At 48.6% G+C, this 16,922-nt stretch carries 15 protein-coding genes; 1 reads left to right on the top strand and 14 read right to left on the bottom strand.

Annotated features, from left to right (window positions below; all coding sequences use genetic code 11):
* Positions 1-51: 51 nt before the first annotated feature.
* From rpoZ to ACXAD6_RS08115, 4 genes are all read right to left on the bottom strand, one after another.
* Positions 52-279 (bottom strand): DNA-directed RNA polymerase subunit omega, encoded by a 228-nt coding sequence (gene rpoZ, locus ACXAD6_RS08130; RefSeq protein WP_474968448.1) that lies wholly within the window; start codon positions 277-279, stop codon positions 52-54.
* Between the two features lie 2 nt (positions 280-281).
* Entirely contained in the window at positions 282-896 is a 615-nt protein-coding gene (gene gmk / locus ACXAD6_RS08125; protein WP_474968447.1) for a guanylate kinase, read from the bottom strand.
* Positions 897-910: 14 nt separating this feature from the next.
* On the bottom strand, positions 911-1,174 hold the full coding sequence (remA, locus tag ACXAD6_RS08120; RefSeq protein WP_027954142.1) for an extracellular matrix/biofilm regulator RemA: 264 nt from the start codon (positions 1,172-1,174) through the stop codon (positions 911-913).
* A gap of 78 nt (positions 1,175-1,252) precedes the next feature.
* Entirely contained in the window at positions 1,253-2,131 is an 879-nt protein-coding gene (locus ACXAD6_RS08115; protein ID WP_474968446.1) for a YicC/YloC family endoribonuclease, read from the bottom strand.
* Positions 2,132-2,266: 135 nt separating this feature from the next.
* On the opposite strand from ACXAD6_RS08115, the gene ACXAD6_RS08110 reads away from it, so the two are divergent.
* Positions 2,267-3,988 carry an Rqc2 family fibronectin-binding protein gene (locus ACXAD6_RS08110; RefSeq protein WP_474968445.1) on the top strand — a complete coding sequence of 574 codons (1,722 nt, stop codon included), beginning with the start codon at positions 2,267-2,269 and terminating at the stop codon, positions 3,986-3,988.
* A gap of 773 nt (positions 3,989-4,761) precedes the next feature.
* Here the strand turns inward: ACXAD6_RS08110 and ACXAD6_RS08105 are convergent.
* The 10 genes from ACXAD6_RS08105 to ACXAD6_RS08060 all read right to left on the bottom strand — a co-directional run bounded on the left by ACXAD6_RS08105 (position 4,762) and on the right by ACXAD6_RS08060 (position 16,862).
* The gene (locus ACXAD6_RS08105) at positions 4,762-6,933 is read right to left on the bottom strand and encodes an FUSC family protein (RefSeq protein WP_474968444.1); all 2,172 of its coding nucleotides are present in this window, start codon (positions 6,931-6,933) and stop codon (positions 4,762-4,764) included.
* Positions 6,934-7,081: 148 nt separating this feature from the next.
* A complete protein-coding gene (locus tag ACXAD6_RS08100; RefSeq protein ID WP_474968443.1) occupies positions 7,082-7,315 on the bottom strand; it encodes a hypothetical protein in 234 nt (77 codons plus the stop codon).
* A gap of 103 nt (positions 7,316-7,418) precedes the next feature.
* A complete protein-coding gene (gene pyrE, locus ACXAD6_RS08095) occupies positions 7,419-8,048 on the bottom strand; it encodes an orotate phosphoribosyltransferase (protein ID WP_474968442.1) in 630 nt (209 codons plus the stop codon).
* Positions 8,023-8,745 carry an orotidine-5'-phosphate decarboxylase gene (pyrF, locus tag ACXAD6_RS08090; RefSeq protein WP_474968441.1) on the bottom strand — a complete coding sequence of 241 codons (723 nt, stop codon included), beginning with the start codon at positions 8,743-8,745 and terminating at the stop codon, positions 8,023-8,025. Before pyrF ends, pyrE begins: the two co-directional genes overlap by 26 nt.
* Positions 8,711-9,643 carry a dihydroorotate dehydrogenase gene (locus ACXAD6_RS08085; protein ID WP_474968440.1) on the bottom strand — a complete coding sequence of 311 codons (933 nt, stop codon included), beginning with the start codon at positions 9,641-9,643 and terminating at the stop codon, positions 8,711-8,713. Before ACXAD6_RS08085 ends, pyrF begins: the two co-directional genes overlap by 35 nt.
* Positions 9,640-10,401 carry a dihydroorotate dehydrogenase electron transfer subunit gene (locus tag ACXAD6_RS08080; protein WP_474968439.1) on the bottom strand — a complete coding sequence of 254 codons (762 nt, stop codon included), beginning with the start codon at positions 10,399-10,401 and terminating at the stop codon, positions 9,640-9,642. The genes ACXAD6_RS08085 and ACXAD6_RS08080 overlap by 4 nt, the downstream gene beginning before the upstream one ends.
* Positions 10,398-13,598 carry a carbamoyl-phosphate synthase large subunit gene (gene carB / locus ACXAD6_RS08075; protein WP_474968438.1) on the bottom strand — a complete coding sequence of 1,067 codons (3,201 nt, stop codon included), beginning with the start codon at positions 13,596-13,598 and terminating at the stop codon, positions 10,398-10,400. The genes ACXAD6_RS08080 and carB overlap by 4 nt, the downstream gene beginning before the upstream one ends.
* A complete protein-coding gene (locus ACXAD6_RS08070) occupies positions 13,577-14,686 on the bottom strand; it encodes a carbamoyl phosphate synthase small subunit (protein WP_474968437.1) in 1,110 nt (369 codons plus the stop codon). The genes carB and ACXAD6_RS08070 overlap by 22 nt, the downstream gene beginning before the upstream one ends.
* A complete protein-coding gene (locus ACXAD6_RS08065; RefSeq protein ID WP_474968436.1) occupies positions 14,667-15,965 on the bottom strand; it encodes a dihydroorotase in 1,299 nt (432 codons plus the stop codon). Before ACXAD6_RS08065 ends, ACXAD6_RS08070 begins: the two co-directional genes overlap by 20 nt.
* On the bottom strand, positions 15,966-16,862 hold the full coding sequence (locus ACXAD6_RS08060) for an aspartate carbamoyltransferase catalytic subunit (protein WP_474968435.1): 897 nt from the start codon (positions 16,860-16,862) through the stop codon (positions 15,966-15,968).
* Between the last annotated feature and the right edge of the window lie 60 nt (positions 16,863-16,922).

The raw sequence follows: 16,922 nt of genomic DNA, 5'->3' as shown, positions 1-16,922 counted from the left end.
ATCGTCAGACAGATGCGCGGCTTTTCCTACGTTGTTCCGGGAACAATGCTATTATGTGGTTTCCGTTCTTTCCTGGATCTCTTCCGCTTCAATATAGTTCAATTTCCCGTCGCGGATTTCCTCCAGAGCTACACCAACCTGCTGATGAGAGGTTGGGTTTTCGACCATAGGAGCACTTCCCTGCTTCAGTTCGCGGGCTCTTCGTGCTGATAGTGTGACAAGTGTATATTTTGATTTGATCTGCTTCTGCAGGGAATCAATGGATGGTTCTAACATCATAATTAATTTTCCTCCAATGCTTTTTTGTATTGATGGGCCACGCGCTCACGTTTGCAGTGTTCACTGGCTACGATGGACTGGACCTTCTGAACGGCGTGATTAATCTGATCGTTGACAACGACATAATCGTAGGCATCCATCATATCAATTTCTTCTTTAGCCGCCAGCAGACGGTTTTTCACCTTTTCCTCTGTTTCGGTACCCCGGCTTACGATTCGGTCTTTTAATTCTTCAAGAGAAGGAGGAATTAAAAATACGAACACACCTTCCGGGAAGTTTTCGCGGACTTTCAATGCGCCCTGAACCTCAATTTCAAGGAATACATCCTTCCCCTGGTTCAACGTCTCTTCCACATAATGTCTCGGCGTGCCGTAATAGTTGCCCACATATTCGGCATGTTCAATCAGCTGTCCTTCTGTGATCAGCTTTTCAAATTCATCTCTGCTTTTAAAGAAATAATCGACACCATCCACTTCCCCTTCACGCGGGGCACGCGTCGTCATGGAAATGGAATATCGCAGGTCTGTCGACTGCTCGAACAGAGCCTTCCGTACAGTTCCTTTTCCGACACCTGATGGGCCGGAAAGTATAAATAGTATACCTTTCTGTTCAATCACTGCAAATAGTCCTCCTAGTTTTCATCTGAAATCTCATCATTACTGATTACACGCTGGCCGACGGTTTCCGGCTGAACAGCAGACAGAACGACATGATCACTATCTGTGATAATGACCGCACGTGTACGGCGGCCATATGTAGCATCTACTAATTTATTATTGTCACGGGCGACAGTAATGATACGTTTGATTGGAGCGGATTCCGGTGAAACGATGGAAATGATTCGATTGGCAGACACAACGTTCCCGAACCCGATATTGATCAATTTTAAACTCAAAGCTGACTCCTCCTTCTTATGGCCAAGCACTTAATCATTAACTCTATTATATGAAAAAAACCGTACAGAACACAATTGTTATTCGATATTTTGCACTTGTTCCTTCATTTTTTCCAATTCACCCTTCACGTTAAGTACATACTCCATCAGGAGGGTGTCATTGGATTTTGACCCAATCGTGTTCACTTCCCGGTGCATTTCCTGAAGGATGAAATCCAGACGTCTCCCGACGGACCCGCGCTGGTCCAGAGCCTTCTCAAACTGTTGAAGATGGGAATGCATCCGTGTGAACTCTTCGGTGACATCCCCTTTTTCAGCCATAAGGGCCACTTCCTGGAGAATTCTTGGTTCATCCTGGGAAAGGGGCTGTGCAGCGTAATCTTCAATTCGGGCGCGTATTCTCGCTTTGTATTCGTTTATCACTTCAGGGCGGCGCTGGTCCATCATGTCAAGCCAGCAGGCGACAGCCTTGAGTCTGGATAGGAGGTCCTTTGAAAGCTGCTTTCCTTCCCGTCCCCTCATGTCCTTCAGCTGCCGCAGAGCCTGTTCCACCGACGTCTTCAGCTTTTGTTGAAAAGAATCCGGGATGTCATCCGATTCCTTAGTAACGAAGACATTCTCTAACTTGGATACCATATCAATAGTTATATCACCCGTCAAATGAAACCGGCTCTTCATATCTTCCAACGCCTGAATGTACTGCTCCGCTGCTGCCCAGTCCACCTCGACGTTTTTCTTCGGGCCGCGGCCGTCCATCGTTATGTACACATCGACCCGCCCGCGGTGCAGGGCTTCTTTAACAAGTTTCCTTACCGGGTCCTCCATAAATAACAAAGAGGAAGGAAGGTGCATATGAACATCAAGAAACCGATGATTCACGGATCTGACTTCCACCACGATCCGTGTTCCCTCCTGCTCTGATATTTCCCGTCCATATCCGGTCATACTGTCAACCATATCTCCTTCACCTGCCGCTTCTTCATTGATACTGTCTAGTTTACCAAACTTCCTCTTTCAGAGCGACTGGTATGATTCTTTAGAAATCCGGCGTAAAATCATGCTATAATGACCTTTTAGAGAGGTGAAGAGACTATGTCTTTCGACGGAATTGTAACCCGGGCGGCGACAAATGAGCTGAACAATGTTCTTCAGTCCGGACGAATCATGAAAATTTATCAACCCACGGATACAGAGCTTGTATTCACTGTCCGCTCCCAGCGGACGAAATATACGCTTCTATTATCCGCTCATCCATCCTATGCACGGTTTCATTTAACCAATGATCAATACCACAATCCAAAAGAACCGCCGATGCTCTGTATGCTCCTGCGCAAGCATCTTGTAGGAGGATTTATAGAGAAAATTGAACAGGTGGATATGGAGAGGATTGTCAAGATCCATATCCGCACACGGAATGAAATCGGCGACGAAACGTATAAAACCTTGATCATTGAGGTGATGGGGAAACACTCCAATATTCTTCTTGTCGACGAACAGGAGGGGCATATTCTGGACAGCATCAAGCACCTTCCCCCTTCCCAGAACCGGCACAGGACGATTATGCCGGGCCAGCCCTATAAACGACCGCCGGAGCAGGGCAAAATAAGCCCGTTGGAACTCGAACCGGCCCAACTCCTTAAAAAACTGGATTTTAATGCGGGCCGCCTGGACAAACAGATTCTCTCCATTGTCATGGGCTTTTCCCCCATGATTACAAAGGAGATCGCAGAAAAAGCAGGAATGAACGGACCCTCAGGATACGAAGCTGCTTATGAGGAAGTACGGAACCGAATACTGGATCACTCGTATGAACCACAGGTGAAACGCGGGGACAAAGAACAATTTTATGTACTGCCGCTGAAGGCCTTTGGAGAAGAAAGAGAAACTTTCTCTACGGTGAGTGACATGCTGGACGCTTTTTATTCAGGGAAAGCCGAAAGGGATCGTGTCAAACAGCAGGCTGGTGATTTATTCCGCTTTCTGAAAAATGAACGCGACAAAAACCAGAGGAAAATCAAAAAACACGAAGATACCTTGAAAAAGTCTGAAGCAGCCGGGGATTATCAAAAGCTCGGCGAACTGCTGACCGCTCATATGCACCTCGTTAATAATGGAGACGAAAGTGTAACGGTCGTTGATTACTACGATCCTGACCAAAAGGAAATGTCAATCGAGCTGAATCCGAATAAAACCCCAAGTGAAAACGCCCAGTCTTACTTCCAGACGTACCAGAAATTGAAGAAGTCCAAGCAGGTGGTTCAAAAGGAAATTGAAAAAGCGGACATTGAAATCACCTACTTCGAACGTTTGATTCAACAAGTCGAAACAGCCAGGGAAGAAGATATTGAAGAAATCCGGGAGGAACTCCGGGAACAAGGCTATATGAAGAAAAAGAACGCCTCCCCGGGGCGTAAGAAAAACCAGCCTAAAAAACCGTCCCCGGAAACCTTCCGATCCAGTGACGGGACGATGATCTATGTCGGGCGCAACAATAAACAGAATGAATATTTAACCAACCGGATGGCAGGTAAATCTGATATCTGGCTGCACGCCAAAGATATTCCGGGTTCCCACGTAGTCATTAAAGATGAGAACCCAAGTGAAGACACACTGCTTGAAGCCGCCCAGCTGGCGGCAAACTTCAGTAAATCGAGCCGGTCGTCCTCCGTGCCTGTTGACTACACACAAATCAGGCATGTGAAAAAACCGTCCGGAGCAAAACCCGGTTTCGTTACCTATGATCATCAGCAGACCCTGTTTGTAACTCCGGATGCCTCCTATGTCCGGATGATGAAAAAACAGGCAGAGGAATAAAACAGGAACAGGCAGCCATACTAAGAGAGCACCTTGATCTTAGTAGAGGAGGCTGCAGTCATGCCAAAGAACTCAAAATCAAAACGCAACCCAAAGAAGAGCCGAGACGCGGTCCAGCCCAGCAGTGGTGAAGAACGCGTAACGATCTCTAAAGCGGGCAGATCTTTTGATGGCCGTTGAAGAGCAATAGTCAGAGTTCCCATGACAAAACGCCGGCGTACACGCGTCGGGAAAGCTGTCGAGAAAATTTCTCGGCAGCTTTTTTCTATAAGGCTCTGTTATTGCTTGGTGTTGTTATTTAACATGTGAGCTCCTATCACCCCTTTCTCTCATGGGGTTTGTAGGAGGCGGCCTTGGGATGACTCCCTTTCCACGGGGTACCGTGAGCCTCCTCAGGCAGCGCCTTCCGGGGTCTCACGATGTACCTTCATCCCACAGGAGTCCTGCCATTCCCAAGGCCGCCTCTTCAAAGTAGGGTAGTTAGAAAGGACATAACCGAAGTCCGTTACACCACTACGAAAGGGATGGCAGGGAAAACAGGTAGACTCCTGCGGGAAAAAGGAACAAGGGGAGACCCCGGAGAACGAAGTTCGAGGAGGCTCATCGTTCCCCGCGGAAAGCGGACGGTTTTCCCTGCCATCCCATGCTCTGAGTAAACAACGGACCGGACCCCTGATTCCAGACGGAGACGATTTAGTAATCGTTTAAAATAACAACAACAGACTTTAACAGAGCTTTCTATAAAAAAAACCGCCTGGACTCAAACCAGACGGTTATCTTTTCCTCATATGATCAAGCCTGTCCCTGAGAATCGTAATGGAACGGTTGATTTTCCAGATGTAATAAAGGTGATGGAGCAGATTTTCCTTATCCTCTGTTCCCGGCTGCACTTTCAACTCCACCTGCTCCCTTTCCTCCAGCAGGTCGTAAACCGGATCGGAATGATTTCCTGTTTCGATTTGATGGATCAAACCTTGCAGATTCTTTTCCAGTTTATCCTGAACCGCTGTTAGAAGTTCCAGTGTTTCATGACTGTGATTCGTGTATTTGGGGTATGGAGAGGCGACAAGGTGCTTGGCATAATAATTGACGGCTGTAATCACGGTCAGCACGGCTGTAAGGTTTTTGTCCCCTCGGAAAATAGGATCCTGTACAGCAGGCTTGGATTCTTCCTCTATTTCCTGCATTTTCGCATCCAGATCCAAGGCCTGCTGCGCAAGACCTTTAACTCCTTTCGTACCCTTGATGTTGGTTAAATACTGGCTGATTAATTGAGACATTTGTGTAAAATATTCACGAAAGGCCTCGGAAAGCTTGTCCTTAGTACTCGTGGGAAAGACGAAAGCAGAAACACCAAGAGCAATCGCAGCTCCGGCCACTGTGTCAATGACCCTCGCTCCAAGAAGCTCCGGCGTAACTCCACCGAGAATCAGATCATAAATAAAGGCAATCATCATCGTAATAAAGAAGCTTGCCACCGTATAGGAAACCGTAAGAAAGTAAAAAGCTGTAAAAATAACCAGAAACAATAGGACAACCTCAAGGTAAGGGTGGCCGGAGAGCCACAAAGCAGCGAGAAAACCGAAGAAAGCACCGAAGAATGTGCCGACGGAACGCTCAAAAGCTTTTAAGTACGTCCTGCCGACGGTTTCCGTACCGAGCTGGATAATAAAAGCGGTCAACAGGACCCAGTACGGCTGAATCGGAGAAATGATATAGCCCGTAACAATAGCTATGCTTCCTGCAATCAACGCCTGCACGGCTTTTTTCTCAGCAGGTTTCAGTCCGGCAGGCCCCGCTTCCTTCTCATCCACCGCCTCTTCATCTGCTGCCGGTGGATGTTCCACTGCTTCATTGAAGTGAATATCCCGCTGCACTTCCGAGGCGCCTTCTGTCACGTGGGAAGCCATTGTTTCAATTCTTCTGATCAAATAAAGCCGTCCATCAGGGAGATCGGTTGCATTCATCATCCAGTGATCAAGCTGATGCCGGATACCTGCGACCACTTTCTCAGCCTCCTGAAGACTCTTCATTTCCGGCTGTGGGTCAAGCACATCGGCATCTTTCAACGTCAGAAGCAGATCGACGAGAAGATAGCGCAGCTCCTTCAAATCCAATGCCTCGTCTTCCTTCAATTTCTGCAGGCTTTCCGAAAGCGTCATAACAAACATGGTCGTATCGAAAATATATAATCGCAGCCGGCCGGATTGAAGCCCCGGCCAGATTTCTGTGCTGTCCTGCTGGTGTAGATCAGCGGCGACCTGGTTGGCGTAAATTCTTAATTTACTTACGTTGCTGCCCAGCTTCTTCAACCGGGACGGCTGGAGTTCGGGGTCTTTAATCACCTCAATAAGCAGGTCGAACGTCAAGTTTGCCTGCCTGTGGAAGGAAACCGTGCTTCTCCGCAGCATCTGCCTTGTGTCTTCGAATAGGAAGAAATTGTAAAGAAAGGCATAAAGAATGCCGATACCTACTGCGAGGTAAAACCAGGGAAACTGGGACGGTGACAGCTGAAGAAATGAGGAGAAATAAATTGTGAAGAACCCAATCATTCCAAGAGAAAAATACCGGCTTCCATGCTGCGAAAAATAAAAAGCTGCACCTATCGAAGCAATCATCAGGATACTTACCAGGACGGGGCTTGAAGCAGTCAAGGACCCAAGCGTCACCCCTGAACATGCAGCCACTCCCAGGAGAAGGGTTGTCACCTGTTTTTTTCTTTTTGTATCATCCATAACAATCATAATGCCCATCAGACCGGCAATCCCGGAGATGATCGCAGGAAAAAGCGGATCGATGGCAAAGACGTTCATGATCAACATCGTTGTAAAAACCGATGAAATCAAACTCAGCGTAGCTTTCCCCGCCTGGGCCAGTCTCCGCCTGCCCGGATCAGAGGCGAGCAGACGCCGCAGCCAGTAGGACTGTTTGACTAAATCTTTCATTTATTGATGCTCCCCTCTTTCGTATGTATAGTCATTTATCTTATCGATTTTTAAGTGTCAGGACAACTCTCACGTCCTGACGTTTTCTATTGTAAGAACATTCCATCAAAAGCCCCGGACGAAAAAAGCTGCGATCGGCATCGCAGCTTCAAGTTAAAAAATAAGCAAAAACGGCAATCGAGGCCACATAAGAAAAAACCGCCTGGGCCCAGTATCTTTTCGCTTCCTTTTTCAACATGTACATATTCCATAATATAAATATCGTCAGCGACCCTGCCAGACTGAGCAGGGGTTCCCATGACAGCATGGATTCCATAAAGGAAAAAGCGACCCACGTGTATAAATAAACGAAGCAGGTTAATAGTCCGAGGGAGGCATTCATGAGAATAAAAAAGGAATGTTTGTTAGATTTCATCGTCATCACCAATACGTTGTGTTGTATTAATGGTACAAGGACAAGATGAAAATAGCAACTCTTCCCTCATTTAAGAATTTGTAAAAACGTAAGGGTCTTCCCTCCACACTCTCAGTTTCTCCAGCTGAAGGTCATCCAGTTCTTCCTGTTGGTACAGCTCATCCAGTAGATCATCATAGCTGGCAATCGATTGAACATGGTACTCCTTTTCCTTAAACGCCTGCTTCGCTTCCGCCAGGCCGTAGGTGAAAATGGATAAAATCCCTGCCACTTCCACCCCCGCTTCCCGCAGGGCATCTGCAGCTTGTATGGAAGACTTCCCAGTGGAAATCAAATCCTCAATGACGACTACACGGCTGCCTTTGGTAACCACTCCTTCAATCTGATTTCTGCGCCCGTGTTTTTTGGCGGTCCCGCGCACATACACCATCGGAAGATTGAGACGATCGGCTGCCCATGCTGCATGCGGAATACCGGCTGTGGCGCATCCGGCTATTCCATCCACCTCTCCCGGCAGTTTCCGGATCATGTCCACAAACGCCTCTGTAACAGACGAACGCACGGAGGGATAAGACATCGTCAAACGGTTGTCACAATAAATCGGGGATTGGATGCCCGAGGTCCATGTGAAGTAATCCTCCTCGTACATTTTGACAGCACCAATATCCAGCAGTTTATGAATCAACTGATTTTTTTCCATGCAGAAATTCCCCCTTGATGGTTTGATATGTATCCTCAGGTTCACCGCTGTTCCGGATAGGTCTGCCAACGACGATGGCATCACTTCCCTCCATAGCGGCTTTTGCAGGAGTGGCTGTCCGTTTTTGATCGTGCACGTGCCCTCCCGGGAGCCTGATCCCCGGGGTCAACGTAAGAAGCCCTGATTCTTTTTTGATCAAGGATGCTTCATGAACAGAACACACGACTCCATCCGCCCCATGTTCTTCCGCTAAGAGGCTGTAATGAAGGACCATGTCTTTCGTTGATCCTTCTACCTTCCATTCCCTGCTCAATGACCATTCGTCCATGGAAGTAAGGACAGTGACGGCAAATAAAAGAGGTGTTTTTCCATCTGCCCCTTCGCTCAACCCCTTCCGGGCAGCTTCAATCATTTGGCTGCTGCCGGACGCATGAATCGTAACGATATCTACACCGAGACCGGCAAGGTTTTTCATCGCCCGGCGGACGGTTTCCGGTATATCATGAAGCTTTAAATCCAGGAAAACTGCGTGGTTCCGTCTTTTCAGTTCGGCAATGAACGGGGCGCCTTCTTTATAAAAAAGCTCCATGCCTACTTTAACTGGAACACCTTCCAGATGATGTTCCATCAAAAAATCAAACGCTTCGCGGCCTGAGGGGAAATCAAGGGCGAAGTAGACCGGCTTCAACTCTTTCACGATGCGCACCTCCTACAGCTTCTTCTACAGATTGAAATCCATAATGGTGTAACGTCTCCGGCAGTTGTTCCACGAGTTCGCTGCATATGAGTGGTTTTTTAAAGTTCGCACTGCCTACAGCCACCGCGCTCGCTCCTGCCAGCAGGTACTCGACAATATCGGCTGCCGTTTCAATCCCTCCCATTCCGATAATGGGGATACCGACTTCGGGATAAACTTGATGGATCATCCGGATACTGACAGGCTTCAGGGCAGCTCCGGACAATCCTCCGGTCCCGTTCGATAAAACAGGTTTCCGCGAGGATGGATCGATGCGCATAGCGGTCAGCGTATTGATCATAGACAGGCCGGAGGCTCCTCCCCTTTCAGCCGCTTTGGCCATGACGACGATGTCGCTTACATTCGGCGACAACTTCACATATACCGGAACACGGCTTACTTGAACGACTCTGCGTGTAACATCCTCCGCAAGCACTGGATCCATTCCGAACTGAACGCCGCCCTCCTTGACATTCGGACAGGAGATATTCAGTTCGAGAGCATCAACATGAACAGAGATTTTTTCTGCTACTTCCACATATTCCTCTACCGTACTGCCGGCGACATTTGCTATGATCGGTACCTGCTGGGCCTTTAGAAATGGGATTTCATCCTGAATGATCGACTCGACCCCTGGATTTTGAAGACCAATGGCATTGAGCATCCCTCCCGTTGATTCTGCTACCCGCGGAGTTGGATTGCCATATCTCTTTTCACCGGTGGCAGCCTTCATGATGACAGCCCCGAGTTCAGCGAGCGGGTAAAAGCGGGCATATTCACGACCAAAACCAAAGCATCCGGAAGCCGGCATAATCGGATTTTTCAAAGATAGGCCGGGCAGTTGAATCATCGTATTCATGAAAGCACAACCTCCTTATGGTGAAAGACCGGACCGTCACAGCAGATTCGCTTGTAGCCTTTTTCATCATGGGAAGGCACTACACAGGCAAAACAAGCGCCGATCCCGCATCCCATCCGTTCCTCCATGGAAATATATCCTTCTGTATCACCGAGCTGGTTGACCACTGCTTTCAGCATGGGCGTAGGTCCGCACGTATAATAGCGGTCAAACGAACCAGACATTCCGGCAATCCCGTCTGTTACAAACCCTTTATTTCCGGAGGTTCCGTCATCTGTCATAATATGGACTTTCCCATATTGTTGAAATTCAGTCTTCAAAAAAGCGTGACGGATGGATTGAAATCCGAGAATAATAGTAAGGTCCGCTCCTTTTTCATACAACTCACGTGCCAGCCGGTATAGAGGGGGAACACCGATGCCTCCCCCTGTCAGAAGGACACTCTCTCCAGGCAGAGCCTTTACAGGAAAACCTCTGCCTCCGGGACCAAGCACATCAAGAGAATCACCTATCTGATAGGCTGTAAGAGCTTTTGTTCCTTTTCCAATCACTTTGTACAACAGGGTGATTGTTTCCTCATCTATATTGTAATCCGAGATGGATACCGGCCTACGTAAATATTCGTCCGCACTTGTCCGAATGTGAACAAATTGTCCAGGCTGCTTGATGTCATGCACCATACGCCCGCAAAGAATTAATTGGTACGTATCTTCGGCAACCAGCGTATGATCCACAACCGTCAGATCTTCTCTGATCACTGCCCCACCCCTTCCATCGGAGTAATGGCTCTTGCCGAAAAAGACATGGCGTTAATGACTTCAACGATAGCCGTTGCCGTATCAAGGCTCGTCAGACAAGCAATGCCGTTTTCCACAGCTTCCCGGCGGATTCTGAACCCGTCAGACCTTGCACGCATCCCTTTGTTCAACGTATTGATGACAAATTGAACTTCACCGTTCTGAATAAGGTCCAGCACATCCCTCTCTGCCGAACCAACTTTACCGACCGCTTCTACAGGAAGACCTTCCTGGGCAATTACGGTTGACGTGCCTTCTGTGGCAAACAAACGGAAACCGAGTTCATCAAAGGTCCGGGCGATGCGCACCATTTCTTCCTTATCCTTATCAGCAACCGTTAAGAGGACAGATCCTTGGACGGGTATTTTTAATCCAGAGGATATCATGCCTTTGTATAAGGCTTTCTCCAGCGTTTCATCATACCCGATGACTTCCCCTGTCGATTTCATTTCAGGTCCAAGCGTCGTATCGACACTTCTTAATTTTTCAAAGGAGAACACCGGCACTTTCACATAGACCCCTTTCGGCTTGCGGGCCGTTCCCGTGCTGTAGCCATGGTCGGTCAATTTCCCCCCCATCAGCACTTTCGTTGCCAGCCCGGCCATCGGAACACCGGTTATTTTACTGAGAAAAGGAACGGTCCGGCTCGCTCTGGGATTAACTTCCAACACATAAGCGGTCCCATCTGAAATGACGAACTGGATATTGAGGAGACCCTTCATCTTCAATTCTTTTGCGATATCAGCTGTGATGTCCAGACACTGCTTTTCAAGCGCAGGAGTCAACCGCCGGGGTGGGTAGACAGCCATGGAGTCACCTGAGTGGACCCCGGCACGTTCAATATGTTCCATAACACCGGGTACGAACACATCCTCACCGTCTGTAATGGCATCTACTTCCACTTCCATCCCTGTCATATACTTATCGATCAAAATGGGGTGGCCGTTATGAACAAAAGCATTGGCATCCAGATAGGAAGCCAGTTCTTCACGCGAATACACGATGGCCATCGCTCTCCCACCGAGGACATAGGATGGGCGGACGACAATGGGATAACCGATTTTCTCAGCTGCGGCTGCAGCTTCTGCTTCACCAGCCACACTTTCTCCTCCCGGTTTCGGTACATTCAGACGGTTGAGCAGCTTTTCAAACAAGTCGCGGTCTTCTGTTTCATGGATGGCTTCCATCGTTGTTCCAAGGATCGGGATGCCGTGCCGGCTCAGCCCTTCTACTAGATTTATCGCTGTCTGTCCACCGAATTGAACGATTACGCCTTCAGGATTTTCAAGGTCGGTGACATTGAGAACATCTTCAAGGGTCAAAGGTTCGAAGTACAATTTATCGGAGACACTGAAGTCAGTGGAAACCGTCTCCGGATTGTTGTTCATAATAATCGCTTCATAGCCCATATCTTTCAACGCAAGCACCGAGTGCACCGTAGCATAATCAAACTCGACCCCCTGACCAATTCGTATCGGGCCGGATCCAATGACGAGCACTTTTTTCCTTGATGAGGGAAGGGATTCATTTTCCTCTTCATAGCTGCTGTAAAAGTACGGCGTTTCGGATGCGAATTCCCCTGCGCACGTATCTACCATTTTATAGACTGGTTCAATATTCATACTCTTCCGCTTCTGTCGGACTTCATCGACCGAGACTCCTGCTGCACGGGAAATCTGCTGGTCGGACATCCCCAGCTGTTTCACTTTCCTTAGGAGAGAAGCAGACACTCCCTCTGTTTCAAGCTGCTGTTCCAGAAGGATGATCTGCTCCAATTTATAAAGGAAAAACTCATCAATCGCTGTTTTTTCGTGAAGTTCCTCTATAGAAAAGCCCCGCCGGAAAGCTTCGGCAATTAAGAAAATCCGTTCGTCGTCCGCTTTCACAATCCGTTCGTTCAATTCCTCTGCGGTTAAACGGGACGCGTGGGCCAGACGCAGTTCTTCCGTCCCCCCTTCAAGCGAGCGGATGCCTTTCAACAAGGACTCTTCCCAAGTCCTGCCGATGCTCATCACTTCGCCTGTCGCTTTCATCTGTGTGCCCAGAACGCGGTTTCCCTTGGCGAATTTATCGAACGGCCAGCGGGGAATTTTGGATACGACATAATCCAGCGCAGGTTCAAAGCAGGCATATGTGGTTCCTGTAATCGGATTTTGAATCTCATCCAGCGTCATCCCTACTGCAATTTTCGCAGCAATTTTTGCGATAGGGTAACCCGTCGCTTTTGAAGCAAGCGCGGAGGAACGGCTGACTCTTGGATTCACTTCAATCACATAGTACTGGAAGCTGCCGGGATCGAGAGCCAGCTGCACGTTGCAGCCTCCCTCAATTTTCAAAGCTTCGATAATTTCCAAAGACACGTTTCGAAGCATCTGATATTCTCTGTCACTAAGTGTTTGAGATGGGGCGGTTACAATGGAATCACCCGTGTGTATTCCGACAGGATCAAAGTTTTCCATGTTACAGACGACAATTTTATTTTCTGTACTGTCCCGCATCACTTCGTATTCAATTTCCTTGAATCCAGCGATGTTTTTCTCGACGAGACATTGGGAGACGGGGCTTAGTGACAGTCCGCTTCTCACCGTTTCCCTCAGCTGCTCTTCATGATCACAAATCCCTCCACCGGCTCCGCCCATCGTATAAGCTGGACGGACGATGACTGGATAGCCGATACGATCGGCAAAACGTAACGCTTGATCCACTGTACTGACGATATCACTTTCCGGAACGGGGTGCTCCAATTCGTGCATGAGGGAGCGGAACTTCTCCCGGTCCTCCGCACGCTGGATCGCTTCCAACGGTGTACCGAGCAGCTCCACCCGGTAGTGATCGAGAATGCCTGAGTCATGAAGTTCGACGGCCATGTTCAGACCTGTCTGGCCTCCCAGTGTCGGAAGCACGGCATCCGGCTGCTCCTTACGGATAATCTTTTTCATAAATTCAAGAGTCAAAGGTTCCATATAGACCTGATCCGCAAACGTATGATCCGTCATGATCGTAGCTGGATTGGAATTTGCCAGAATGACCTCATACCCTTCCTCTTTCAAAGACTGACAGGCCTGGGTGCCGGAATAATCAAATTCAGCCGCCTGACCGATGACGATGGGACCGGATCCGATGACGAGGATTTTATTTATATCTGTACGTTTAGGCATTGAGGTTCCTCCTTTGTGCGCTTGTTCGTCTGTTCGATGTTTTCAAGAAAGTGGTCAAACAACCACGCTGTATCTTCTGGTCCCGGTGAGCTTTCGGGGTGATACTGCACACTAAAAACGGGCTGTGTGCGATGCTTCAGCCCTTCAACTGTCTCATCGTTCAGAGATACTTGTGTCGCCATCAATTCCGTATCTTCAAGAGATTCCAACGCTACGGTGTACCCATGGTTCTGTGAGGTAATGAAAGTTCGATTCGTTTCAAGATCTTTCACAGGCTGGTTGGACCCACGATGTCCGAACTTCATTTTCATCGTATCAGCGCCACCTGCAAGAGCAATCAGCTGGTGGCCGAGACAGATGCCGAAAACCGGAACACGCCCGATGAGGTTTCGTACGGTTTCCACAGCCTCCGGGACATTTTTCGGATCTCCCGGGCCATTGGAGAGCATAACGCCGTCCGGTTTCAGCCTTAAGATCTCCTCATGACTGGTATGGTACGGGACAACAGTGACGTGACAGCTGCGCTTGGCAAAATCCCTTAAAATACCATGCTTCATTCCAAAGTCCATCAAAACAATCCTTTTCCCTCGTCCGGGTACAACGTACGGTTTCACAGTGGATACGTGCTGCACCTGGTTGTTGTAAGAAGGTGAATCCTCCAGCATTTTCATAACTTCTGAGGGGGATCGCTCACTGGAGGCAATCATCGCTTTCATCGTACCGTAACGGCGGATGATCTTGGTCAGTTTTCTCGTATCTACTCCGCTTATCCCGGGAATGTTCCTTGCCTCAAGGTAAGCATCCAGGGTTTCCTCACTGCGGAAGTTCGAAGGCCTTGCACAGTGCTCCTTCACAACGACTCCGAACACAGCGGGGTGAACCGTTTCAAAATCGTCACGGTTGATGCCGTAGTTCCCGATCAACGGGTACGTAAAAGTCACAATCTGTCCGCAGTAGGAAGGATCGGACAGGACCTCTTGATAACCTGTCATTCCTGTGTTGAAGACAATTTCGCCGATCGATTCCCTTTCGCTTCCAAAACCTTCTCCTTTGAATACTGTTCCATCTTCAAGTACGAGCTGCTTCATGTGTACTCTCCTCCCACGCAAGATTTCCGTTGACTACGGTTAACACCGGCCAGCCTTTCAGTGTCCAGCCGTTGAATGGCGTGTTTTTTCCTTTCGAAAGGAATGTTTCCCGCACCACATCCCTTTCACTGGTTAAATCAATCATAGTAAAATCTGCTGGAGCACCAGGGGCAAGCGTACCGTAAGGCAGATGGAAAACGGCTGCCGGCTTTACTGTCATCCAATCCACCAGTTCCTTCAAAGTGCAGAATCCTTCTTCAACGAGGTGTGTATATAGTAGAGGGAAAGCCGTTTCCAATCCTGTAATCCCAAAGGGGGCTTCTAAAAAGCCCTGCTGCTTTTCCTCTTCTGTATGTGGAGCATGGTCTGTAGCGATAAAGTCGATCGTGCCATCTTTTAAACCTTCAAGAAGGGCTTGTTGGTCCACTCTGCTGCGAAGCGGTGGATTCATTTTATAAAACCCATGATCCTCGATGATGTCGTCTTCCTTCAGGACAAGATGGTGGGGAGTCACTTCAGCCGTTACATGGATCCCCGCTTTTTTTGCGTTGCGGATGATACGTACGGATTCTTTGGTGGAAACATGACAAATGTGATAGTGACAGCCGGTTTGTTCAGCGAGCAGGACATCTCTGGCAATCTGAACAGATTCCGCCGTTGACATGATGCCCGGCAGCGAAAGACGCTGACTCACATCCCCTTCATGACACACCCCTTTATGTACAAGAGAATTGTCCTCACAATGAGCGACTACAGCTTTACCGGCCGTTGAGGCAGCTTTCATGGCTTCCAGCATCATTCCCGCATCCTGAATTCCCACCCCATCATCAGTGAAGGCGAAGGCACCTTTGTCTGCCAGTGTTTTCATATCCACAAGTTCCCGGCCGACCTGGCGGGTTGTGATGGAAGCATAAGGCAGGACACGGATATGGGCCGTCTCTTTTATTCGCTGCTGGAGTTCATCCAGGGTCTGCCCATCATCAGGGACAGGGGTGGTATTCGGCATGGCGCAGATGGTCGTAAATCCACCTTTCGCTGCTGCCTGTGTCCCAGTTTCAATCGTCTCCTTCGCTTCTCCACCTGGTTCGCGCAGATGGACATGTACATCAACAAAGCCGGGACTGATGAAAAGACCTTCCGCATCCCATACACGGTCGACAACCGTTTGGTTAAGGTTCTGCCCTATTTCCTGGATCATCCCATTTTCCATCACCATTTCTGCGGATTCCATCTTTCCATCGCTTTGCAGCATACGAGCATTGATTACTTTTACCTTCATTTACAGTTCCCCCTTCATTAACGAATCCATAACAGCCATCCTAACAGCAACTCCATTGCTCATCTGCCTGAAAATTCTTGACTTACCACTCTCTACAAGATCACGATCGATTTCAACTCCGCGATTGACAGGAGCTGGATGAAGGATGATGCTGTGCGCATCCATTCTCGCTTCCCTTTCCTTCGTCAATCCGTACTGCTCAAGGTACGTGGCCGTGTCTTCTCGATGGATATGCCGCTCATGCTGGATTCTCAGGAGCATCAGTACATCACAGTTTGTGACAGCTTCATCCATAGAAATGTAGTGATCCGCTATGGCTGCGTCCTGCCATTCGGGTTTACTGACAAAATAAACCTCCGCTCCAAGGCGGGAAAGTGCGGCAGCATTCGACCTGGCTACCCGGCTGTGTTTAATATCACCAGCGATACAGATGCGCAGCCCTTTGAAACTATGAAACTGTTCATAAATGGTATACAAGTCCAGGAGACTCTGTGTGGGATGCTCGCCACAACCATCTCCTGCGTTGATCAGAGTAAGATTCAAATGTGAAGCACAATGCTGAAGCAGACCGGTCTGTGACTGACGGACGACTGCCAGTTCGACTCCAAGGGATTCGAGTGTTTTCAACGTGTCATAAAGACTTTCCCCCTTCGTCAGGCTGGACTCCCGCCCTTCCAGATCGATGAGCTCAAACCCTGATTTACGCTGAGCAATCTGGAAGCTTACTTTGGTCCGTGTGCTTGGTTCTAAAAAAAGGTTGGCAGCAAACCTGCCATGGTAAGAGGGATTATCCCCGGGCTGATTCAGACGCTCCGCCCTCTCGATAAGCTGGAATATCTGCGCCGGGCTCAGTTCCTTCATAGATAATAGATGTTGTAATGGCTGGACTACAGGCATATCCTTCACTCCGATCTTCTTGATTTTTGACCGGTATACAAAGAAAAAGGCACCCCCGGT

The organism is Halobacillus sp. ABH2_015 (genome assembly GCF_056158945.1).
Note: the sequence above shows the minus strand (reverse complement) of the source record. Positions and strands in the feature narration are given on the sequence as shown.